Raw genomic sequence first — 24,536 nt, 5'->3', positions numbered from 1 at the left:
AAATATGTTTGGGGGGAATGGTACACATGAGGAGAACTGGGATGAAAGTGCTCATAACAGGGGGCTATGGTTTTATTGGATCACATGTAGCAGAAAGATTTTTTAATGAGGGCCATGAAGTGTTCATTATTGATAATTTGTCCTCTGGAAAAAAAGAAAATGTTACCTTTAAGCATGAGCATTACCGAGTGTCGGTGATAGATTCTAGCTGTGAACAAGTTTTTCAAGCGTATAACTTTGATATAGTCGTTCATTTAGCCGCCCAAGTTAGCGTAGCCAAATCCATAATAAATCCAAGGCTAGATACAGAGATTAATACAGTAGGTCTAGTGAATATGCTATCTTTATCGCAAAAGTATAACGTCAAGAAGTTTATTTTTGCCTCCTCTGCAGCAGTTTATGGAATGAACGAGAAAATTCCTCTAACAGAAGACATCCCATGTAGTCCTATCTCTCCGTATGGCATAAGCAAATGGATTGGGGAATCCTATTGTCAAAAATGGAAGGAACTATACGGGTTAGATAGTGTCGTACTTCGATTTTCAAATGTGTATGGACCACGCCAAAGTAATGAAGGAGAGGGCGGAGTAGTATCTATATTTTTAGACAGGCTATTAAAAGAAAAACCTCTAGAAGTATTTGGTGATGGGGAGCAAACTAGAGATTTTATCTATGTAGCAGATGTAGCAGATGCTATATATAAAGCTTCCTATTCTAACCTAACCGGAATTTATAATCTCTCCACCCAAAGTGAGTGTAATTTAAAGAATCTCATAAAACTAATGGCAAATATACACGGGGATCTTCAAGTTACCTATTCAACAGCCAAACAAGGCGACATTTATAAATCCAATCTAAGCAACCAAAAGTTGAGAGAAACTCTTAACTGGAGCCCTGCCTTTGGAATGGAAAAAGGTATAGAACAAACTTATAACTGGCTAGTGGAAACAATAACAGAAAAAGAAGAACGAACAATCCTAAACCCAGTCTTAATATAAGATGAGTTCAATGTGGATGTGATGTTATATGTTACAGGTGCCAGGCACCCGTAACATACTAAAAAACGAAAACTAACAAAGAAAATCTGATCGGAGCTGTACAAACAGCTGCTTTGATCGGATTTTCTTTTTACTACGCTATATTACAGGTGCCAGGCACCTGTAATAAAGCACCTATAATAAAATACATCAAAAACAAATAAAAATACAGTTGACTTTATAATTATGCATAGTTATAATATTTTTAACAAATGGTAAGAGGTGGGTATATGAAGGTAGGAATTATAGGAGCAACGGGCTACGGTGGACTTGAGTTAATACGGCTTTTACATAATCATCCTGAAGTGCAAGGTATTGATCTATTTTCTTCATCGGAAGAGGGTATGCATTTTTCGCATAAATATTCATTTTTAATGAATATTTTCGATCAACCATTATTAAAAATCGAGACTGATAGATTAGCAGAGTATGATGTATTGTTCACGAGCACTCCCTCAGGGGTTTCCTCTGAGCTATTGCCAGCACTGATTGGAACGAAGCCAAAACTAATCGACCTATCCGGTGACTTTCGTCTGAAGGATCTTCCTACATACGAGCAGTGGTACAAAAAGGATCCAGCTCCGGCTGATGCAGTTGAAAAAAGTGTATATGGCTTAACGGAATGGAATACTCCTGCTATCGCCAAAGCACAGCTCATTGCTAACCCGGGATGTTACCCAACTGCCGTCCTGCTTTCCTTGCTACCGCTTATCAAAGAAAACCTGATCGACGCAAGCCATCTCGTCATTGATGCTAAAAGTGGTATCTCTGGAGCAGGCAACAAGCCGAGCCAGATGACACATTACAGTGAGACAAACGAAAATACAGCAATATACAAGCTTCACGAGCACCAGCATATTCCGGAAATCGAACAGGCAATTCAAATGTTTGCGAACCAGTCGACGCCAATTACCTTCACGACTCACCTTGTTCCGATGACAAGAGGAATTCTTGCAACGAGCTATGCACCAGTGAACGAAGGGGTCACAGAAGCTGATCTAGTGAACACGTTACAGGAAACATACGCAAACCAATCATTTGTCCGAATAATAAAAGACATGAATAAATTCGGCACAAACCAGGTATACGGCTCCAACTATTGTGATATTCATGTAAAGGTAGACCCGCGTACTAACAGAGCGACTATTGTTTCGGTTATCGACAACCTAGTCAAAGGTGCTGCAGGGCAGGCCGTTCAAAATATGAATGTCCAATTCAATCTTAAACAAACGACGGGTCTCTCACTCGTGCCATTATTCATTTAAAAGGAGGAAACCACATGTTAACAGAAACGATGACGATGAAGCGCATTACGTACAAAAACATCGCTTCACCAAAAGGTTTCAAGGCGACCGGCATCCACTGCGGCGTTAAGCACAAGAAAAAAGACTTAGCTCTACTGACAAGTGAAGTGCCCGCAAGCGTTGCCGGGGTTTTCTCCACAAATGCAGTTCAAGGGGCTCCACTTGTCGTAACGAAGGAAGTTGTCTACACCACACAGAAAATGCAGGCACTAATCGTGAGCTCTGGCATTGCGAACTCCTGCACAGGGAAGCAGGGCTTAATCGATGCCTACACAATGCAGGAAAAAACAGCAGAAAAGCTTGGTATCGCTCCAGGATTAGTCGGCGTTGCCTCAACAGGTGTCATCGGTGAAATGATGAAAATGGAGCCAGTCCTATCGGGAATAAAAAAACTGGAGCCAACCGACGAGTTAGAAGGAGCCATCAACTTCTCCCAAGCAATCATGACAACAGACACTGTTACAAAGGATACTTCCTATAAAACAGTTATCGATGGCAAGGAAGTCATTATCGCAGGAACTGCCAAGGGCTCCGGTATGATCGAGCCAAACATGGCAACAATGTTCGCCTTCATAACAACCGATGCCAGCATCGAATCAAACTATTTGCAGTCAGCATTAAAATCCATCACTGATGTGACCTTCAATGCAATTACTGTAGACGGCGACACGTCCACGAATGACATGGTAGTAGTGATGGCAAATGGCTTAGCAGAAAACAATCCGTTGACTCCATTACATCCAGACTGGGATAACTTTGTGCAAACACTCCATACCGTTTCATTGGATTTAGCTAAAATGATTGCAAAAGATGGCGAAGGAGCAACAAAGCTCATTGAAGTTGAGGTGCGAGGGGCTCTTAGCGATGAAGAGGCACGAAAAATTGCCAAGACTGTCGTAGGCTCACCACTTGTGAAAACTGCTGTTTTTGGTAGCGATGCAAACTGGGGGAGGGTTATATGTGCGGTCGGCTACAGCGGCGCAACAATAGATCCGAACGCCATTAAAATTTCTATTGGACCAACGCCGGTTGTAGAGAACGGAGAACCAGTCTTATTTTCCGAGGAAGAGACGATGCTGTATTTGAAGCAGGCTGAAGTAAAATTCTTAATAGAGCTCAACCAAGGGAATGGCCAAGGAACTGCATGGGGGTGTGATTTGACTTATGACTACGTCCAAATCAATGCAACCTATCGTTCCTAATCGCATCGTCATCAAGCTCGGTGGCAGTATGCTCGAGGGCTTGAACGAAGAATTCTTTGCAAACTTTAAAAAGCTACAAGCCGAGGGCCATGAAATAATTATTGTCCACGGTGGTGGTCCGGCTATCAACAAATCGCTAGCTGATCATGGAGTAACATCCACAACAATCAATGGTTTTCGTGTAACATCTGAGGAAGCGGTAGATATCGTACAATGTACACTAGTCGGTAAAGTCAATCCATCTCTAGTGCTCCAGTTAAACCAAAACGGAATTGCAGCACTAGGCATGAGCGGATATGACGGTAACTTATTGGAATGCGACTTCTTAGACAAGGGAGTTTACGGTTTTGTCGGGGAAATAAAAAAGGTGAACACTGCTATCCTAGATATACAACTCGTCAACGGCATCACACCAGTCATTTCCTGTATCGGCTGCCTACCTGACAGCACTCCGCTCAATATAAACGCTGACACAGTTGCAAGCAAAATAGCTCTGGCAATAAAAGCAGAATGTCTGCTGCTAGTAACGGACACACCAGGTATTAAGATAAACGGAGAAATCCAAGAGGTTGTCCAAACATCCTCTATCAAGGAGTGGATCGAATCCGAAGACATATATGGTGGCATGATTCCAAAAGTGAATGCAGCCATGGATTGCCTTAAGGAAGGGATCCCATCTGTGAAAATTGTAGATGAGCAGCTGCACGGCACAACCATTGTACATCAGGAGGTTTACGTATGAGTTCTTTATTTCCAAACTACGCTCGACGGCCTGTCCATTTAATAGAAGGAAAAGGCACAATCGTCAAGGACGAACAGGGTAAAAGCTACTTGGATTTCACTAGCGGGATCGCCGTACTCAGTCTAGGGCACGCGCATACTGCCATTGTAAAAGCACTCCAAGAGCAAAGCGAAAGGCTATGGCATACATCTAATTTATTCGAAAGTCCAAAGCAGGAGCAGCTTGCAAATATTTTAATAGAAGAAACTCATTTCGCCCATGCTTTTTTCTGTAACAGTGGAGCAGAGGCAAATGAAGCAGCGATCAAGCTTGCGCGTAAGCATACAGGCAAGCACGTCATCATTACCTTTGAAAATTCCTTCCACGGTAGAACGTTTGGAACAATGTCCGCTACTGGTCAGGAAAAGGTACGTCAAGGATTTGGTCCGGTACTGGAAACCTTCCGTACTGTTCCCTTCAATGATGTAGAGAAGCTAGAAGCGGCAATTGATGACGAGGTCGGTGCCATCATGCTTGAGGTTATCCAAGGAGAAGGCGGTGTCAACAAAGTAACGCCTGAGTTTGCCGAAGCCATCTCTAGCATATGCGAATCCAAGGGTATCCTACTAATTGTCGACGAGGTACAAACCGGCATCGGCCGAACTGGTACGCGCTACGCCTACGAGCAAACCGTCTTAAAGCCAGATATTATGACACTCGCAAAAGGACTTGGCGGCGGCTTTCCAATTGGGGCAATGCTAGGAACAAGCGAACTAGGAGAAACATTCGGTCCTGGAACACACGGTACCACATTCGGGGGCAATCCACTTGCAGTCAGAGTTGCCCAGGCTGTATTAGAACATGTCTTTGTCTCAGACTTTCTAGACGAAGTCAATAAAAAATCCGAGTACTTCGTGCATAAACTAAACGAGGCACTCCCATCCTATAAGGTAGTTGGTGCCGGCTTATTACTAGGACTTGTCTGTGAAGACGAAGCGGCACCATACATAACCGAAGCTGAAAAGGCAGGACTTCTATTAGTAGGAGCAGGACCAAATGTCATCCGCCTACTGCCGCCACTAACTGTTACTCGTGATGAAATAGATCAAGCAGTAGACATACTGCGCACAATCTTAAACTAAATAAACTTGAATTAAAGCGCTCAGCGAATCGCTATTCACAAAACATGAACCCCTCTCTATTAGATGAGGGTTCTTTTTGTTTTTAGATTAGTTTATTAACAAAGATTTTGTTGCTGCATTCGAGCAAGTCTAAACAGTTTTTTGCTTCCGTTGGAATTTAAGTTCGCAATGAGTTTGAACCACTTTAACAAACTCTAGTGGTTTTTCTTTTATATAGAAGTAACTCAATATAACACTAGTATTACAGGTGTCTGACACTTGTAATAATTAGCAGTTTCCAAGGAGAACATTATATAAGTATAGAGAAATCTCTTTGAAACTTTCCATATAGATAAATCATTGTTCCTATTATAAATGGACTAGTGTTTCAAGTTATTTACAGGAGTTTTACACTCGAAAAAGAGATATTACAATGAAAAATGGCTCGTCATTAGATTTATAAGGTAATATATGAGTTCAATCGGACTAGGTTGCTAGAGTCATATAAATACCATTCTAATATAAGAATTCTTGGTTGGATCTGCTAGAAAAGAAGAAAGAGTGAAGATGTGTATCTATTATATAGAAGGAAAAGACAATGAAAAAGCATCGACCCAGTGGAGAGTCGATGCTAATTTGAAAATCAATTTATATAAGCCAGATAAAATAAGAAAAGAAGCATCCGAAGTTCAGATGCTTCTTTTCTTGAGCGATAAAACGAAGGAAGTAGAAGGCTGCACACTAATGAATGTACAAACAAGTTTACGGCGTTACACATCTATAAGTAACCTTCTATACTGTACATCATAACATATATTTGGAAAAATGCACGCCTTTTTCTAAAAAATATAAAATAATTTTTTTAATCAGACTTATCCTAATAAAAGTAAAATCATATAAATCTATTAAACTTAAGAGTATTAAGAAAATTTTCTAAAAAAGACTAGCATAAATGGTAATATTACTGTATTATGGAAAGTGTAATGTAGTCACTGGTGCTTTCATAACATCATTCTTTAAAAAAACTGGTAAACTTTCTAGTTTATTGGTTGATTTTAGTATAAGAGTTGGGTATACTCATATATTGTTAGGGTGATGATAATGGACGCGATCAGGCGACCGCTTTTACACACTATAAAAAATGCAACACACAAGCGAAGGGAGATCACAAGTTTATGAAGAAAAAAGCTATCAAAATTGCAGCTTCAACTGCAGTAGCAGCTTCAGCATTCGTTGCAGCAGCACCAGCACAACAAGCTGACGCAGCAACAAACGTAAATCAATTATTAACAGACGCACAAAACGCAGGTACAGTATTAAAATGGGCTATCTCAGTAGAAGGTTCAGCTGACTACAAGACACAACCATTTACACAATACAACGCTGCTAAAAAAGCAATTGCAGCAGCAGAATCAGCTGCAGCAAAACTTTCAGCATCTGAAAAATTAAGTGCAGACGCTAAACTTGTAGAACCAAAATTACAAGTTAAACGTGCTGGAGCTTACATCGATGCAATCACATCAAGTGTAAAAATTAAAGATTTAACTGCTGGCTTAGATGCTGCTATTAAATCTAATGACATCGAAAAAGTAGAAACTGCTTACCACAAAGCAACTGGTGAATACCGTAAACAAGCGGCTCTATTAGACCGTGTTTATGGACAATCAACTCGTGACGGTATCCGTAACGAAGTTAAACCAGCTATTGAAAAATTAGTAGCTTCAGTAAAAAATGAAGTAACTGTAAATATGCTAGCTAAATCAGCATCTGCTAATACTAAAGCTGGTAAATTAGAAGAAGCTGCTCAAAATCTAACAGATGCACAAGCAATTCTTGATGCTAACGTTCTTAAATGGGAAACTTCTTTACAAAAATCAGTTGATGATGCAGCAACTGCTATGCCACTACAAGTTCTTTCTGTAGCACGTGTTGACGCTAACACTGTAACAGTAAAATTCTCAAAAGCAACTCCAGACGTTCTAGCTGCTGGTCAGTTTACTTTTGATAATGGATTAAATGTTCATAGTGCTACTGTTTCTGCAGACAAAAAGACAGTTACATTAACTACTTCTACTTTAGAAGGTGGTAAAACTTATAACTTATCATACCAAGGTGTAGCTACTGGGAAAGCAGTTGTAGTTCCTACAACACCAATAGACGATAGCTTTGTAGTAGATCAAAAAGATACAGCTTATTTAGATTTAGGGCAAACAAGAGCTTATACAGTATCTGTAAAAAATACAGATGGTAAACCTTTCAATGGTCCTGCAACAATTGATCTGTTTCAATTTGATGGCACAACAGCAAGTTCTGAAGTTGAGATTGTTACTGTAGATGGTAAAACACAAGGTGTTACTGCTGCTCAATGGACTGGAGATATTGTAAACGGTAAAGTAATATTTGTTGTAAAAGCTACAAGTGCTCAAGTTACTGCTGGCACTTCAACATATGCTCTACCTGTAATCACTCTTGGAACAGACACTGGAAATGGTTCTACTCCTGATCCATTAGAAGCTGGGGACACTTATTTCGTAGCGGAAGCACCTAATGGAAGCGTAGCTCTAAATTTTGATTCTTCTAATGGTGGTACTGATAAATTACATGCACACAACAAAACTGACAACTATTTTGTTGCTGGTGATGCAGTAGATGCACAAAGTGATTTAGCGACTTTATTCAAATATAACTATGATGCAAATGATATTTATGTAAATGGCACATTAGATGCATTTAAAAACGCTTTATCGTCTGGAGATGCTGTATCAATTTCTTATAACGATAAACCATCAAATGCTTCTACATTTAATATTACAAGTGATCTAACTGTATCAACACTTACATTTACTAACCCAACTCGTGAAGTATCAACTGAAGGTTCGACTTTCCGTTTTGAAGGTACAGGAACACCTAATTTCAAAGTTGAATTATTCCGTGATGTAAATGCAGATGGAGAACTTAGCGCAGCAGAACTTGCAAGCAATAAAGTAGGTGCTACTGCTACAGTATCATCAACTGGTAGATGGTCAATTGACGCAGGTAATATTTCAGCTGGTTCAAATGACTATATTGCAGTACAATATATTTCTGGATCTTCAGTAACTAAAGAAATAGCTAATGGTGCTAATACAGAAGCGACTAACAATAATGTTTCAGCTACTGCAACAGCAACTAATGGTAAACTTCATACTGTACACCGTGGAACTTTCAATCCTAGCCTTGTTACACTAAACGATGTAGACGCTAGTGCTGGAATTTCTACTGGAGATACAATTGATTTTACATTCAATGGTACTTATGCTCACGCACTTGGATCATTTAAAACTGGTACTATTACTTTAGAACAAAATTTCAAAAAATTAGTAGTTAACGTTAAGAAAATTGATTCAAATACAGTTGAAGTTACTGGTCTTTCTGGAGCTATTCCAACTGGATTTGATGTAGATGTAAAAACTGTTCCTACAAAACTTCAGTCAACAACTGGTATTATTAACCAAGATAAATTACAGTTAAAACCAAGCGCTACTTCAGCTCAAAATACTGTAAACTAAGTTTAGACATTGTTATAAAGTTAAGATTAACACTCAGTAGGCATAGCTTACTGGGTGTTTTTTGTTGAGTTAGCCATAGAACCAAACGTGGGTTGCAGGTTACCAACCTTATGACAGCAAAGGGCTAGCTAAGAGCAAGATTATTCTTGGGAAAATAAAGCCAAAAGTAAAAATCAAAATTTACTTGCTTAAAATTTGCAATATTATTTGTTTTCCAAGGCTAGTCATATACTTTACTCAGTATTCTTTATTTTAAAAAATGATTCGATTGTTATTGATTTTTTATAAATATAATGAAAATTTCTAAATTAAAGTTATAATATAATTAATAGTAATTTTGTTATCAATTGGTAGTATTATTTCGAAATGTGAAATTAGGTAATTAATAAAATATTGGAGGACTAGCCATGACTAATAGAACTAATAAAATAACATTAGCTACTGCAATAGCATTATCTTCATTTGTAGCAATCGCGCCTACCCAAGCAAACGCAGCAGACAACATCGATCAATTAATGACTAACGTCCAAAATTCAAGTACTGTCTTGAAATGGGCAATTTCCATAGAAGGTTCAGCTGATGGGGTAACTCAGCCATGGAGTCAATATAATGAAGCGAAAGATGCTATCACTAAGGCAGAGACTGCAATGAAAAAACTTAGCTTTTCTGATCAATTAAAGTATGATGCTAGATTAACAGAAGCTAAAACCCAATTAAAAAGAGCACAGGGATATTTAGATGCAATAACGGCAAGTACCAAAATTAAGGAAAAAACAAGCGCGCTCTCTGCAGCTTCTTCTGCAAATAACTTAGATTTAGTAGAAAAATCTTATCATGAAATGACTGCTGAGTTTCGGAAGCAGACAATTTTATTAGATCGTGTGTATGGACAATCTACGCGTGATAAGATTCGAAGTGTGGTAAAGGGCCCTGCTGAAAAGTTAATTAATGATTTAAAGAATGATGTGACTGTTCATATGTTAACAAAAGGTGCGATGGAAGATATTAGAATATCTAAACAAGCAGAAGCATCTAGAAAAATATATGAAGCACAAGCTATATTAGATGCTAACAATCTCAAGTGGGAGAGCACCCTTCAAAGAAGCTTAACAACCGTAGCTACTTCCTTGCCTGTGGAAATAACATCTATTACGAGAGTAAATAATACAACACTTAATTTGAAATTAAATAGGGCTGTGTCATCAGTGAAAGTTTCAGAATTTACTGTAGATAATTCTTTGTCAATTACTAATGCAACATTAAGCAATGATGGATTATCAGTGACGCTAACTACCTCAGCACAAACTCCAAGTGTCAAATACTCATTAAAATATAAAGGAAGCTCGGTAAGTTTCACTGTACCCGGTTCTATAATTCCTATACAAATGGGTAATTCTACAACACAGCATAGAGATACTTCAGAAGTGCTTGCTTTAAGTGGTACTTTCAGTGGTTACGGATATAATACAGTAAGAGTGGATATTCCAGCGGGTATGAAAATATTAACAATCAATGGTATAGAAAATAATATTACGGGGGCTAAAAACGTAAACGTGGTCCCAGACAAAAATGGTACAGTTAATATTACTTTTACTGCAAGCAATGTAAATACTCCAGTATTGGATAAAATTATTACCTTTAATAGATTGGAAAATAATAGAGTCGCAGATACACAGACTTCCCCAACATTAAATTTTTATGCCCCTGCTAAGACAGGAACTATTTCTAGTAAGAAAGTTCATTATGTTGACTTCTATAATAATTATTTTGTAACTTCAGATGGCTTTAAATATATTCTAAAAGGTAATTCTGATACTTATAAGAATGAAGGGATAGCAGTTTCAGTAGATACTTTTAAAGCAGCTTTAGGTGTAGAAGATACTATTACAGGCACTTACCAAACAACTTCTTCATCGGCATTTAATATTTCAGAAAATTATTTCTCTGTACCATTAATAGTTGATTCTAAGTTTGCTTATAAGTCCGGTAATGCTTATAGGATGATTGGAAATCAAATAGAGTTAAATGGTACTGGTCAACCGAATTACGAGGTGTTTTTCTTTAAAACTACAGGAGCATATCTTGGTAAAGTAAAAATGGGATCTGCGGGAACTTGGAAATATAAAACATCCGTTGATCAAAATGCTGTTACTGATATCTATATGGTACAACAACCTGCTGGTAAAGTAACACCTGCATTTAATAGTGGAAATGTATTCCGAGTAGCTGAAGGAGCATTTGATTTACAATCTATTAATGTTATTAAATCAGTGGAAGAAAAAGATTTATCTAATGATGAAGTTGAATTTGAAATAGTGCCATTCAAACGTTCAAATACAGTTGTTTATAGAGATATCGCAGTACTAGGAAACTCTGCTTTTATAACACTAAAAGACGAAGATGGCACAACCGTGCAATACATCAATAACGAAAAGGGGAATTTATTCTCTAAAACTACTAATGGTTTTAAAGTGAAATTCGGACCTACAGTGGATGACAAGTTAGCTGGAAAGATTACTGAAGAAGGAACAGAACCTGGTTTGTCGGGTCCTCTAGAAGTAATAGCTGTTGATGGAGTAACCAATGCCTATGGATTTAATATAAACCTAGTTTCCAAATTACTAATAACTAAATATTAATTATCTTTAATCCTCCAAAGAAAATTATTCTTTGGAGGATTTTTATGTCCAAGTGGTAATTACTTTTTAACACTTGGACATATCTATATACCTCCATGAATATATTGTTGGTAATACAAATTTCCGATATGGACAAGTTGCCATAGGAAAATGGGGGGAAGAAAAATGGGGAGAAAGCGGTTGGGATTTATTAGCTTGTTTATGGTACTTGCACTTGTTCTGTCTGGCTGTAATTGGTGGAAGCAATCGGATTCCAAAGGAGGTTCGGGGGAGGTAGTTGTTGGTTTGGTGTCGGAGCCAGATTCTGTTGATATTCATCGAACATCGTCGACAGGAGAGGCGAATACTCCTTTGTATGATACCTTACTGAAGCTTGATGATGAGGGGAATATCGTCCCAAGTCTAATCACTGATTATGAGATTGTAGGGGATGGGAAAGAGGTAATCTTTAATCTGAAAGAGGGAGAGAAGTTCCATTCTGGGAAGCCAGTCAATGCAGAGGCAGTTAAACTATCCTTCGAAAGATTGGTGGAATCGTCTCCTTTTAGTACAAATGCTGGGGACATAGATAGCATAGATGTGCTTAGCGAACACTCCTTCAAGATCACATGGAAGAATCAGTTTGCACCGTTCTTTATTAATGCGACCACTTCCTTTTTGGCACCGATAGACGTTTCTGTTTTAGATGAAAAGGGAGAAGGGTTTGAGAAAAATCCTAGTGGTTCAGGTCCTTTAAAGCTAAGTAAAATTAATCGCGGAGACTCACTGGTGTATGAGCCGTATAAGGATTTTGATTGGAATGATGGCGGTCCAGGATTTGATAGCGTGAAATTTAGATTTATACCGGATGAAGAGACTAGAATTTTAGAGTTTAAGAAAGGTAATGTGGATGTTTTATTGAATGTGCCTTACCAATATATTGAGGATTTAGAGAAGGATTCAGAAGTGACAATAGAACGTGTGCCAGGGGATGTTTTAAGTTACTTAGGCTGGAACAATAAGCTCCCTATTTTCCAAGATAAAAAAGTTAGACAAGCTATTGCAATGGCAATTGATAGAGATTCTATTATAGATAATACATTAAATGGTGAAGCGAAAGCAGTATTTGGACCATTACCGAAGGCTGCATTTGGCTATAGCGAGAAAATTGAAACAATGGCCCACGAGAAATATACAAGAGACACAGAGCAGGCGAAGAAGCTATTAGCGGAAGCTGGCTGGAAAGAGACGAACAAGGATGGAGTGGCGATGAAGGATGGCAAGCCGTTTGCAGTAGATTTATGGGTAGACGATGATCCAGCCAATCAACGAGCGGCTCAGGTCATACAAAATCAACTAATGGAGATTGGTATTAAAATAAACATCTCTGTGAAGGAATCAGCAACTATTATTGAGCAAACACCTAAGGGAGCACATCAAATGTTGCTATGGAGCTTTGGATGGCCGGATGCTGACGTGCTAAACTTCTTGTTATTTGGTAAAGAAAAATCGAAGCGACTTCATTATGAAAATGAAGAGATTTATAGCATTTTGGACAAGGCGGCGATTGAAATGGATCAGGATGCAAGATTAAAGCTGTATGAAGAGGCGATGGAAATGCTAGTGGAGGAATCTCCATTTGTACCGCTATATGTGAAAGAAAATATTACAGCAGTTCGTAATTTTGAAAGCTTTAAGATTCATCCAATCGAGGGCACGATCCAATGGCAGGATGTAAAAGTAAAGGAATAGAAGAAACTTAATCTGCACAAAAGGAGGCGTTTACTTGTCATCCTATCTATTCAAAAGAATCACTACAATGCTTATTACCATTATTGGAGTCTCCATTTTAGTGTTTATGATTATTCATTTAATCCCGGGTAATCCAGTCAATCATATACTAGGTGACTATGCAACACAGGAGTCTATTCAAGAATTAGAATCTAGATTAGGACTAGATAGGCCAATAACCGTTCAATATGTATCCTATATGGCGAATGCAATTCAAGGTGACTTGGGAACTTCTTTTATTACTGGTTATACGGTCGTTGAAGAGATTATGAATCGAATACCAGTGACTGCCCAATTAGCATTCTATAGTATCTTATTTGGTTCGTTTTTAGGGATAGGCATAGGAGTATTAGCTGCTGTCAAAAAGAATACTATATACGATCAGCTTGCAATGACTTTGGCTCTAATTGGTATTTCTGCACCGGGTTTTTGGATTGCTTTGTTTTTAATTCTACTATTTTCTTATCAATTAAGTATTTTTCCAATCTCAGGGTACAGCGGGTTTTATTCGCTTATACTTCCTTCTATCACTTTAGGTTTGGGTACCGCGGGAAGTATTGCAAGAATGACGCGCTCCAGTATGCTAGATGTGATTAAACAGGATTATATACGAACTGCTCGAGCTAAAGGAGCAGGCGCGTATCGGTTAATCTTTCAACATTGTTTGCAAAATGCTGTCATACCGGTTATTACATTAATCGGTATGCAGTTCGGTTATTTGATGGCTGGAGCAGTAGTTACTGAGACTGTATATGCACTGCCAGGCCTCGGCAGTCTAATCGTTTCAGCAATATCTACCCGAGATATTCCAACTGTTCAAGGATTATTGTTATTTATGGGCTCTATTATTATACTTGTTAACTTTGTAGTTGATTTGCTTTATACCAAATTAGATCCTCGTATTCAATACGAATAAAGAGTCGTGTGAGGGGAGAGAGAAAGCTGAAATCAGTAGAAAATTCGACTATTTTAACAGCAGAATCTATTCATAGGAAATCTTCTTTAGCTATTTTTATTCAAAAAATGACGAATAACAAAGGGGCCGTCATTGGCTCCCTCATCTTACTATTTTTCATCATCACTTCAGCGTTTGCTCCATGGTTTGCAACTTATCCTGTAAATGAAATGAACTTTGAGGATAGCCTAAAGGGGCCAAGCGTAGAGCATTGGCTAGGGACAGATGAATTTGGCAGAGATATTTGGACACGCATTCTCTACGGAGGAAGAGTTTCCTTATTGATGGGGTTATTTGCAGTAGTTGTTTCAGGGACGATCGGTGTCATTTTAGGGGTTGTGGCTGGATACTATAGAAAATTAGATATGTATATCATGCAATTTATAGATATTCTAATGGTTTTTCCATCCTTACTGATGGCGATTGCAATAGTTGCAGTTTTAGGGGTAGGTCTAACGAATGCAATGATCGCAGTCGCTATATCGGCTGTTCCCTCCTTTGTAAGAGTAGTCAGGGGAGCAGTTTTAACAATAAGAGAGACGGAATATGTGGAGGCTGCTAGAGCGTTAGGGCTACGGAACTTCAAAATAATATTCAAGCATATACTACCGAATGTCACCTCACCAATCATCATATTAGCTACTTTGGATTTTGGAAGTGCCATCCTCTCCGCCGCATCCTTGAGCTTTTTAGGACTAGGAGCACAACCACCTAATCCAGAGTGGGGAGCGCTAGTCTATGTAGGAAAATCATTTTTAAGTCAAGCATGGTGGATGACCTTGTTTCCCGGACTAGCAATAATGCTAGTAGTACTAGGCTTTAACCTGCTAGGTGACGGTCTAAGAGATGCATTAGATCCAAAATCAAAATAATAATCAAACAAGGAGTGACTCAGGTGAGCTTACAGAAAATAATAGAGTCTTATGTGACGAATATTGAAGCTGACTTTGGAATTTATATTAAGCATCTACAAACAAATGAGGAAGTAAATATACAGGGAGACAAGCTATTTCAAACGGCAAGCGTGATGAAGCTTCCAGTTTTAGCAACCTTATATGAAAAAGCGTATAAAGGTGAGATTAATCTTCAACAACGAATACAGCTGACTGAACAAGACTATGTGCCAGGCTCTGGGGTATTTCAGGAAATGGAGTATGGCATAAAGCCAACGATTAAGGATTTAGCTACGATGATGATCATCGTAAGTGATAATCTTGCCACAGATAAATTATTAAAAATTCTTGGTGGGGTTAACCCAGTGAAAGAAACAATGGACAGATTAGGACTTAATAACATTTATATTAAGCATTCTATTTGGGAGCTTCTAAGCTTAAGTGTAGGGATTCCGTATCAGCCATACAGCTCTGAACTTTTTGATGAAATCATTAGACGCTTGAAGGAACAGGAAATAGATTGGGAAAGTGTCGTGTATCAGCACAATAAGGAGAGCAATGTGAGTTCAGCAAAGGATATGTCTCTTTTACTAGAGTTGTTCGCAAAAGGAGAGTTCGTCTCTACTAAATGTTCAAGAGAGATAATAGATATATTGCATAGACAGCACTACCAGCAACGTATTGGAGGGCTTCTGCCGCGCAATACGCCTGTAGCCAATAAAACTGGTAGTCTTGGAGCTATGTACAATGATGCAGGAGTTGTTTACTTACCTGAAGATAAAGGTCAGTATGTCATTTGTGTCTTCTCTAATGGACATTCCTTAGAATATGAGGGGGACGAGCCCATTGCTCAAATTTCCAAAATAGCATATGAATATTTCTTGGATGGGAGGTAGATTCGTTGACTATCTCACTAGATTTGCTAACAGTGGAGCATGTAAATATATCTTTCAAAAATGATAAATCGCTAAATATACCAGCAGTAAGAGACTTGTCATTTCATATTCAGCAAGGGGAAACAGTTGGCTTAGTTGGAGAATCCGGCTGTGGAAAAAGTGTAACAGCACTTTCATTGATGCAGCTAGTGGAGAAAAATACGAGCTCTATTGAAGGAAACATCGTCTTTGAAGGAGAAAATCTAAATACATTTTCAGAAAAAGAGATGCAGGAGGTTCGTGGAAATAAAATCTCGATGATATTTCAAGAGCCTATGACATCCTTGAATCCAGTCCATAAAATAGGCAAGCAAATTAGTGAGGTTCTTTTTCTACATGGGTTTGCCACGAAAGCTAACAGCAAGGAAAAAACAATTGAGATTCTAAGAAAGGTAGGGATTCCTCGAGCAGAAAGCATTGTAGATGAATATCCCCATCAGCTTTCGGGAGGTATGAGACAAAGGGTGATGATCGCTATGGCGATGGCATGTAACCCTAAACTCCTTATCGCGGACGAGCCTACCACTGCCTTAGATGTAACAATTCAAGCACAAATACTAGATTTGATGAAAAACTTGCAGAAGCAATATCATACGGCAATCTTACTCATCACGCATGATTTAGGGGTCATCTCAGAAATGGCTGATCGGGTCATCGTCATGTATTATGGGCAAATTGTAGAGCAAGCAGATGTTAGAACGATTTTCAAGAATCCAAAGCATCCCTATACAATTGGTTTGTTGAATTCTGTACCGAATATCTATAGTGAGAGTAATGATCGACTCACTCCTATTGAAGGAAATGTCCCAAATATAGGGGTGATAAAGGAAGGCTGTCCATTTCGTTTTAGATGTCAGCAAGTACATGCAAAATGTCATGAGCATAACCCATCCTTATTTAAGCTCGATTCTCAGCTAGTACGTTGCTGGTTATACGAGGAGCAGGGGGTGAAGGTTTGAATAAACCTCTATTAGAAGTTAAAAACCTAAAAACTCACTTTCCTATTAAAAAGCGTTTTCTAAAAAAAGGAAAGCAGTTTGTAAAAGCCGTAGACGGACTCAATTTTTACGTAAACAAAGGAGAAACACTAGGGATAGTAGGAGAGAGTGGCTGTGGGAAATCCACAATGGGCAGAAGTATTCTTCGTCTTATAGAACCTACTGAAGGTAGGATTACCTTTCAAGGAAAGGAAATAACCTCATTAAATGATAAGGACTTAAGAAAAATGAGAGGCGAAATGCAAATAGTATTTCAGGATCCCTATGCCTCCCTTAATCCTAAAATGACAGTTGGTGCTATATTAGGCGAAGCACTTCAGACTCATGGTATCTCCCAAGGATCTAAGGAAAGAACAGAAAAAGTTCAAGAGCTATTAGTGAATGTAGGGCTAAGCCCGATTCACATCGACCGCTACCCACATGAATTTAGTGGCGGTCAAAGACAGCGTATTGGAATTGCCAGGGCTATCGCTGTAAATCCATCCTTAATAATTGCAGACGAACCAGTATCTGCTCTAGATGTATCGGTTCAGGCACAAATCCTCAATCTATTTCAAGACTTAAAGGAGTCTCTAGGACTTACTTATATATTCATCGCTCATGACCTTAGTGTCGTCAAGCATGTCAGCGATAGAATAGGAGTTATGTATTTAGGAAAAATAGTAGAGTTATCTGATAAGAAAGGGTTATTCCAAAATCCACTACACCCTTATACGCAAGCACTCATGTCTGCCGTACCCTCATTAGATCCTGATATAAAAAAGGAAAGAATTATCCTAACTGGTGACGTACCAAGCCCCTCCAACCCACCAAGTGGCTGCACCTTTCATACAAGATGTCCCTATAAACAAAATGTATGTGAAACAGTCATCCCAAAAGAAATCAATGTTGCTGAAGGCAGGTATGTCAGCTGTCATAAGTATGACGATCAATATAGTAAGCAATTCTAATAGTCCCCCTGTTCTCAGAATAGAGAACAGGGGATATTGCTTTAAAGATATAAAATATTGTTTTCAAGACATTTACCGATTGAAGTAACTTTGGCAAGCAGTCCATTTCTTTATTTTTTCGTTCTCCTCTCCAAATTAAACCCGAACCTCTTTTCTCTATTGATTAGAGCTACAGGTGGCGACTCCTGTGGGATGAGTGAGATGATAAGACATCACAAACGACGCGACAGCGACGGTGATGGCTTATCGCTCACCCCACGGAAAGCGCCTACCTAAAGCGGAAATCAAGCATACTTTGCCTCTTTTTTGGTAAGGAAATGGGTTAATTACATAATTACCCCTTTCTAATAAAACACGAACATTTTTCACTCTGTTGATTGAATCGACAGGTGGCGACTCCAGCGGGATGAGTGAGACAGATAAGACATCACAAAACGACGCGACAGCGACGGTGATGGCTTATCGCTCACCCCGCGGAAAGCGCCCACCTAAAGCGGAAATCAATTACTTTATTAATTGTGAAGTATCTAAATATCATTATTTACTCTTCATTTATTCGTGTTCTTTAACATAAATGCTACAAGAATCATAAGAAAGCAGAAACTCATATTTAAAATTTTCCAAACATAGATAGCTAATTTTTCACATTCTAAATCATACAAATAGGGACTAGCACATAGATTAGAAAAGTATCAAATTATAAGTTTGTTACTTCATCTCATAGGAAGGATGCGATCCTCATATTACGACATTAGCTAATGGAAGGTGCAAAATCACACTTTTAAAAGTGAAAAACATTTGTGCTAAAGGGGGATATTAAATGAAGAAAAACCTAGTTAATAAGTTTTTTAGAGTATTTTTGGTACTAGCTATGGTCTTGACGATGTTCAGTCCAATGATGACTGCATCGGCAAACGGTGCGATAAAGCAGTTTAAACCAAATACTACTAGTGAAAGCACAATGCAGTTAAAATCAGCAATCGCTGAGCAAACAAGTTTGGGGAATGGTGGACCGAAGCTTCACAAAGACTTACAGAAACTATCAGGTAATCAGGAAGTTGCAGTTATCATACATCTATCCGAGAAACCTGTTGCTCTTGAAAAAGGTATTAGTGAACTAAAGGGAAAATCACTCTCTGCTTCTCAAGAAAATAGTATAAGAAATAAGGTGAAAGCTCAACAAACAGCAGTAAAAAAAGAAATTAGCATTAAAAAGATTACTATGAAGCAAGGATATACATTCGATACTGTTTTGAACGGTTTTGCAGCGGTTGTCAAAGCGGATGACCTTCCAAAACTATTAGATGTTAAAGGCGTGACACTAGTGGAGCCTGATGCAATCGTTTACGCATCAGAAGAACCACAAAAAACGAAGCCTGTTAAATCTACTGTCACTAAAAAAGAAGAAAAATTAGATGCAAAGATGAATACAAGTATTTCATTCCTAGGCATTGAAAGACTATGGAATGAGGGAATAGAAGGGCAAGGCATTAAGGTTGCAGTATTGGATACAGGTATTGATGCTGATCATCCAGAATTTGCAGGTATCTATAAGGGTGGTAAGAATTTCATTCCTAATTCATCTACCTATACTAGAGCTCGTGCGGATAATGACGCATCGGAAACTTCACCGGCAGAACGTCCTGCAGGAACTCCAGAATTTAATGCGAAAGGAGATGCATTCTATACTTCTCATGGTACGCATGTAGCGGGTACCATCGCAGCAATAGGCGCGAATGAATACGGCATTAAAGGGATTGCTCCAAAAGTGGACCTTTACGCTTACCGCGTACTAGGTGCTTACGGCAGTGGATCTTCCTCTGGTATTGTAAAAGCTATTGATACGGCAGTAATAGAAGGAATGGATGTTATTAACCTTTCACTTGGTGGAGGGGCTAACTCAGAAACGGATAGCGGATCCTTTGCAATCAATAATGCGATGATGGCTGGTACTATTTCTGTCATTGCAACAGGTAATTCAGGTCCAAATCGTGGGACAATGGGTACTCCTGCGACATCCCGTTTAGGAATTGCTGTTGGTAACACTACTAATCCTGAAGTCATGCATAACGGAAAAGTAAATGTTACGGTTGGCGAATATAAACTTACGAAACAATTACAATTGATGGGAACTACTTTTGGTACGGATGTTTCCACTCAGCTTCAAGGCGAATTTGACTTAGTCGCTGTTCCTGGTAACGGTGAAGCTAAGGATTATAACGGGCTTGATGTACAAGGAAAAGTTGTAGTGGTTTCTCGTGGTGCGATCGCTTTTGTTGATAAAATTGCACATGCAAAGTCAAATGGTGCAGCAGCAGCCATTATTCATAACTTTGCTGGTGGCTCAAATGCACCAAATGCCTCTGGAACATTCTTAGGAGATTCATTTGAATTTATCCCAACGTTTGATATGTCTCAAACTGACGGGGATGCAATTCGTGCAGCATTAGTAAATGGCGCAGGGAAGGTTTCATTCGGGGACTTTGGCTCTGCACAAACTACTGGAGATGAAGTAAATAGCTCTAGCTCACGTGGACCTTCTACACCAAATTTTGATATTAAGCCAGATGTAAGTGCACCTGGAACTAATATAATGTCAGCAATTCCTATGTATAAAGCAGATTTCCCAGATGTAGTATATGGAGAAGCGTATGACCGCAAAACGGGAACGTCCATGGCTACGCCACATATCGCAGGGATTGCGGCGCTTGTTAAACAAGCAAATCCGACATGGAATGCTTTCGATGTAAAGGTTGCTCTTTCAAATACGGCTAAAATCTTGAACACTACTAACTATGATGTGTTCGCTCAAGGTGCTGGTCGAGTAGACGCATATAGTGCTGCTCATCCGAATGTACTTGCCTATGCAATCGATCAAGCTGTTTTAGATGCAAGTGGAGCAACTGTTGAAAACTTGAAGGGAACTGTAACTTTCGGTCCGCAGTCTTTGAAGGATAAAAACATTTCTGTCACAAAACAAATTAGAGTAAAAGATTTAAAGGGTCAAGGTGGAAATTATAATGTAACAGTTGATGTGACCAAAAAGTTTGGTGATGCCAAAGTGACTGTTGATAAGCCTTCATTTACATTGGCTGGAGAGCAGGTATTAAATGTTACATTGACTGCTTCTAAAGCAACAGCTCCAAATGGCTCTGAAATTCTAGGTTATATCCGTATTAACGGTGGAGGTTCAGAGGTTTCATTGCCATTCGCCGCAGACTTCTCTGGAGTGACTGCTACCGAAATTAGAAATATGGCCATATCAGGAACTGATCTATCCTTTAATGGAGATGGTGTGAAGGATTCAGCCGAGCTTACATTTACTTTGACTGGGAACGTGACAACGAACTATATCGAGCTTTGGGATATCATGGATCCTGAAGGTGGAGAATATGGTGATGGTTACATTGGTTATTTACATGCAGGTTCTTCACTTGCAGCAGGCTCATGGAGACTACCGGTTGATGGAGAGTATCAACCATGGAGTGGTGCACCTGCAACAACAATTCCAGATGGTCTTTATACAATTGACTTTAATGCTATTGCAGCATCAGGAGCTGTAAGTGCTTATGTTGGTCCTGTCGTTGTAAAAACAACAAAACCTGAAATCACGGGCTCTGTGAAGGATGGAGTGGCAACAGGGAAAGTAACAGACAAATATATAACGTATAACGAAGAATTATATTTGTATGGACTAGAATATGATTTGAATGAAAAACTAAAAGCTTCCTATATTGCAACTGTAAACGGTGTGCCAGCGGAACCTGTGAAATTCAATTTGGCACAGGACGGAGCATTTACGTTCCCAGTAACAGCTGAAACTGATTCTATTAAGGTTGTTGTGAACGATGCAGCAGGTAATGTAGGGGAAGCATTGATATATGAAAGCGAAGATCCAGAACCAGAGCCAGTCGTAACACTTTCTGTTAACCCGACTGAACTTACTTTAGAAACTGGAAAAACAGCTAAGCTTTCTGTTACGGAAACTTCAACGCCAGCTGAAGGTGCAGCGACAACTAAAGATGTTACTGAAGCAGCTACTTACGCTGTAGCGGACGAAAGTGTTGTAAAAGTTTCTAAAGGATTAGTAACTGCAGTAGGTAAGGGATCCTCAACGATCATTATTACTCATGGTAAAAATACATTGACTGTCAATGTGACTGTAAAAGATTCCGTTGTTATAGTACCTGGAGTGAAGCTAGTTGCAAACAAAACACAAGTTGACTTGGAGCCTAAAAAAGAAGCACAGCTAACTATTAAAGAGGTAACAACAACATCGGATGGTAAAACAAAAACACAGGATGTAACGAAAGCTGCCACTTACAAAGTAGCAGACAGTAAAGTTGCATCAGTAAAAAATGGTTTAATCACTGCTAAAAATGCAGGAAGTACAACAATTACCGTTAAATATGGCAAAAGCGAATTGACGATTAATGTGAATGTTATAGAACCAGTCGTAACATTGACTGCTAACAAAACTGAGCTTGCTTTGGAGCCAGGAAAAGAAGCACAGCTTACGATCAAAGAAGTAACAACTGGAGCAGACGGAAAAACAAAACAGGTTGATGTAACGAAGGCTGCAACATACAAAGTAGCAGATAGTAAAGTAGTTTCTGCAAAGAATGGTTTAGTAATAGCGAAAAAAGCAGGTAGCACAACAATCACTGTTAAATACGGTAAAAATGAATTAACTGTAAATGTAACTGTTACAGAACCAGGAGTAACGTTAACTTCAAACAAAACACAGGTAGACCTGGAGCCAGGTAAGGAAGCGCAGCTGGTTATTAAAGAAGTAACAACAGGCGCTGACGGAAAAACAAAACAAGTTGATGTAACAAAATCTGCAACCTATAAAGTAGCAAATAGCAAAGTGGCTTCCGTGAGCAATGGTTTAATCACAGCGAAAAGTGCAGGTGACACAACAATCACAGTTAAATACGGTAAAAATGAATTAACAGTAAATGTGACTGTTACAGAACCAATCGTTACACTTACTACTAATACAACAGAAGTGAATCTGGAGCCAGGCAAAGAATCACAGCTAAAAATTAAAGAAGTAACAACTTCAGGTGGTAAAACAAAAGAGACAGACGTAACTAGCTTTGCAACATATAAAGTAGCAAATAACAAGGTTGCAACTGTAAGTGGCGGTCTAGTAAAAGCTAAAGGTGTCGGTAATACAACTATTACGGTTAAATACGGTAAAAATGAATTAACTGTAAATGTAACGGTCACAGAACCGGAAGTAACATTAAGCATAGACAAAACGGAAATTAGCCTTGAACCAGGAAAAGAAGCGAAACTGAAAGTGAAGGAAGTAACAACAACAGCAGATGGAAAAACAACTGAAAGAGATGTCACTGCAAACGCAACTTATAAAGTAGCAGATAGTAAAGTTGCCTCTGTAAGCAGTGGTTTAGTAAGAGCAAAAGCTGCCGGAAATACAACCATTACTGTTAAATATGGCAAAAACGAATTAACGGTAAGCGTGACGGTCGCAGAACCAGAAGTTACACTAAGCGTAGACAGCAGCCAAATCAATTTGGAGCCAGGAAAAGAAGCGCAGCTGACCGTTAAAGAAGTAACGACAACAGCAGATGGAAAAATAACAGAAAGAAATATTACGACGTCCGCAACCTATAAAGTAGCAGATAGTAAAGTGGCTTCTGTAACTAGTGGATTAGTAAGAGCAAAAGCTACAGGTGACACAACCATCACTGTTAAATACGGTAAAAATGAGCTAACAGTAAATGTTTCTGTTTCAGCTCCAGAAGTGACAATAACTGCAGATCAAACACAAATTGACTTGAAGCCTGGAAAAGAGAAACAACTGAGAATTACAGAAGTAACGACAACAGCAGATGGAAAAACAACAGAAAGAGATATTACGATAGCAGCTACGTATAAAGTAGAAAATACTAAAGTAGCCTCTGTTAGCAATGGTTTAGTGAGAGCAAAAAGCCTAGGAGAAACAATCATTACCGTTAAATATGGCAAGAAGGAAATTACAATTGCTGTTACCGTTTCAGATATAGGGAAATCCGGGAATGATGTAATAGAGAATGAGTTACATGCCACTGAACTTCCTTTACCTTTGACAGAAGTAACACTTGCTAACTAATAAAAGATGAAAAGAAGTAGCCAGATTCTGGCTACTTCTTTTTTGGGAGCAGAAAATGCAGCTTTTTATAGAAAGATTTCTTATTTATGACCGTTCGCGGAGATTTATGACCGGATAGAAATTTTTATGACCGGATAGCTCGGCTTTATGACCGGATAGAATTTTTTATGACCGGATAGCCCAATTTTATGACCGTTCACCATTTTCTATATCTTTAAGGTTTGAAAATTTGAAAAGAAGTAGCCAATGAGAAATCATCTGGCTACTTCTTGTTTTGGATCAGAAAATGCAGCTTATTATAGATAGATTTCTTATTTATGACCGTTCGTGGAGATTTATGAC

The 24,536-nt window shown here is 38.8% G+C and carries 15 protein-coding genes; all 15 read left to right on the top strand.

The features are described from left to right. Positions 1 to 41: 41 nt before the first annotated feature. The 15 genes from H9650_RS04155 (at position 42) to H9650_RS04085 (ending at position 24,194) form a co-directional block, all read left to right on the top strand. Positions 42 to 998: an NAD-dependent epimerase/dehydratase family protein gene (locus H9650_RS04155; protein ID WP_191696638.1), complete on the top strand. Its 957-nt coding sequence runs from the start codon at positions 42 to 44 to the stop codon at positions 996 to 998. Between the two features lie 269 nt (positions 999 to 1,267). Further along, on the top strand, positions 1,268 to 2,302 hold the full coding sequence (argC, locus tag H9650_RS04150; protein ID WP_191696637.1) for an N-acetyl-gamma-glutamyl-phosphate reductase: 1,035 nt from the start codon (positions 1,268 to 1,270) through the stop codon (positions 2,300 to 2,302). Positions 2,303 to 2,316: 14 nt separating this feature from the next. Further along, positions 2,317 to 3,543 (top strand): bifunctional glutamate N-acetyltransferase/amino-acid acetyltransferase ArgJ, encoded by a 1,227-nt coding sequence (gene argJ, locus H9650_RS04145; protein WP_191696636.1) that lies wholly within the window; start codon positions 2,317 to 2,319, stop codon positions 3,541 to 3,543. Then, on the top strand, positions 3,506 to 4,285 hold the full coding sequence (argB, locus tag H9650_RS04140; RefSeq protein WP_191696635.1) for an acetylglutamate kinase: 780 nt from the start codon (positions 3,506 to 3,508) through the stop codon (positions 4,283 to 4,285). Before argJ ends, argB begins: the two co-directional genes overlap by 38 nt. Continuing rightward, positions 4,282 to 5,406, top strand: a complete 1,125-nt coding sequence (locus H9650_RS04135; protein WP_191696634.1) for an acetylornithine transaminase — start codon at positions 4,282 to 4,284, stop codon at positions 5,404 to 5,406. Before argB ends, H9650_RS04135 begins: the two co-directional genes overlap by 4 nt. A 546-nt stretch (positions 5,407 to 5,952) precedes the next feature. Continuing rightward, on the top strand, positions 5,953 to 6,195 hold the full coding sequence (locus tag H9650_RS04130; protein ID WP_191696633.1) for a hypothetical protein: 243 nt from the start codon (positions 5,953 to 5,955) through the stop codon (positions 6,193 to 6,195). Positions 6,196 to 6,560: 365 nt separating this feature from the next. Further along, on the top strand, positions 6,561 to 8,933 hold the full coding sequence (locus tag H9650_RS04125) for a hypothetical protein (protein WP_191696632.1): 2,373 nt from the start codon (positions 6,561 to 6,563) through the stop codon (positions 8,931 to 8,933). 407 nt (positions 8,934 to 9,340) lie between these two features. After that, positions 9,341 to 11,572 carry a hypothetical protein gene (locus tag H9650_RS04120; protein ID WP_191696631.1) on the top strand — a complete coding sequence of 744 codons (2,232 nt, stop codon included), beginning with the start codon at positions 9,341 to 9,343 and terminating at the stop codon, positions 11,570 to 11,572. A 165-nt stretch (positions 11,573 to 11,737) separates the two neighbouring features. Then, positions 11,738 to 13,303, top strand: a complete 1,566-nt coding sequence (locus tag H9650_RS04115) for an ABC transporter substrate-binding protein (protein WP_191696630.1) — start codon at positions 11,738 to 11,740, stop codon at positions 13,301 to 13,303. A 34-nt stretch (positions 13,304 to 13,337) separates the two neighbouring features. After that, entirely contained in the window at positions 13,338 to 14,258 is a 921-nt protein-coding gene (locus H9650_RS04110) for an ABC transporter permease (RefSeq protein WP_191696629.1), read from the top strand. Between the two features lie 68 nt (positions 14,259 to 14,326). Continuing rightward, the gene (locus H9650_RS04105) at positions 14,327 to 15,169 is read left to right on the top strand and encodes an ABC transporter permease (RefSeq protein WP_404814873.1); all 843 of its coding nucleotides are present in this window, start codon (positions 14,327 to 14,329) and stop codon (positions 15,167 to 15,169) included. A gap of 23 nt (positions 15,170 to 15,192) precedes the next feature. Continuing rightward, positions 15,193 to 16,086 carry a serine hydrolase gene (locus H9650_RS04100; RefSeq protein WP_191696628.1) on the top strand — a complete coding sequence of 298 codons (894 nt, stop codon included), beginning with the start codon at positions 15,193 to 15,195 and terminating at the stop codon, positions 16,084 to 16,086. Positions 16,087 to 16,097: 11 nt separating this feature from the next. Next, a complete protein-coding gene (locus H9650_RS04095) occupies positions 16,098 to 17,084 on the top strand; it encodes an ABC transporter ATP-binding protein (RefSeq protein ID WP_191696707.1) in 987 nt (328 codons plus the stop codon). Continuing rightward, the gene (locus H9650_RS04090) at positions 17,081 to 18,073 is read left to right on the top strand and encodes an ABC transporter ATP-binding protein (RefSeq protein WP_144540428.1); all 993 of its coding nucleotides are present in this window, start codon (positions 17,081 to 17,083) and stop codon (positions 18,071 to 18,073) included. Before H9650_RS04095 ends, H9650_RS04090 begins: the two co-directional genes overlap by 4 nt. An 820-nt stretch (positions 18,074 to 18,893) precedes the next feature. Further along, a complete protein-coding gene (locus H9650_RS04085; RefSeq protein WP_191696627.1) occupies positions 18,894 to 24,194 on the top strand; it encodes a S8 family serine peptidase in 5,301 nt (1,766 codons plus the stop codon). Positions 24,195 to 24,536 lie beyond the last annotated feature (342 nt).

It is taken from the genome of Psychrobacillus faecigallinarum, assembly GCF_014836595.1.
Taxonomy (GTDB): domain Bacteria; phylum Bacillota; class Bacilli; order Bacillales_A; family Planococcaceae; genus Psychrobacillus; species Psychrobacillus faecigallinarum.
This window is presented reverse-complemented; position numbering and strand designations above follow the sequence as displayed.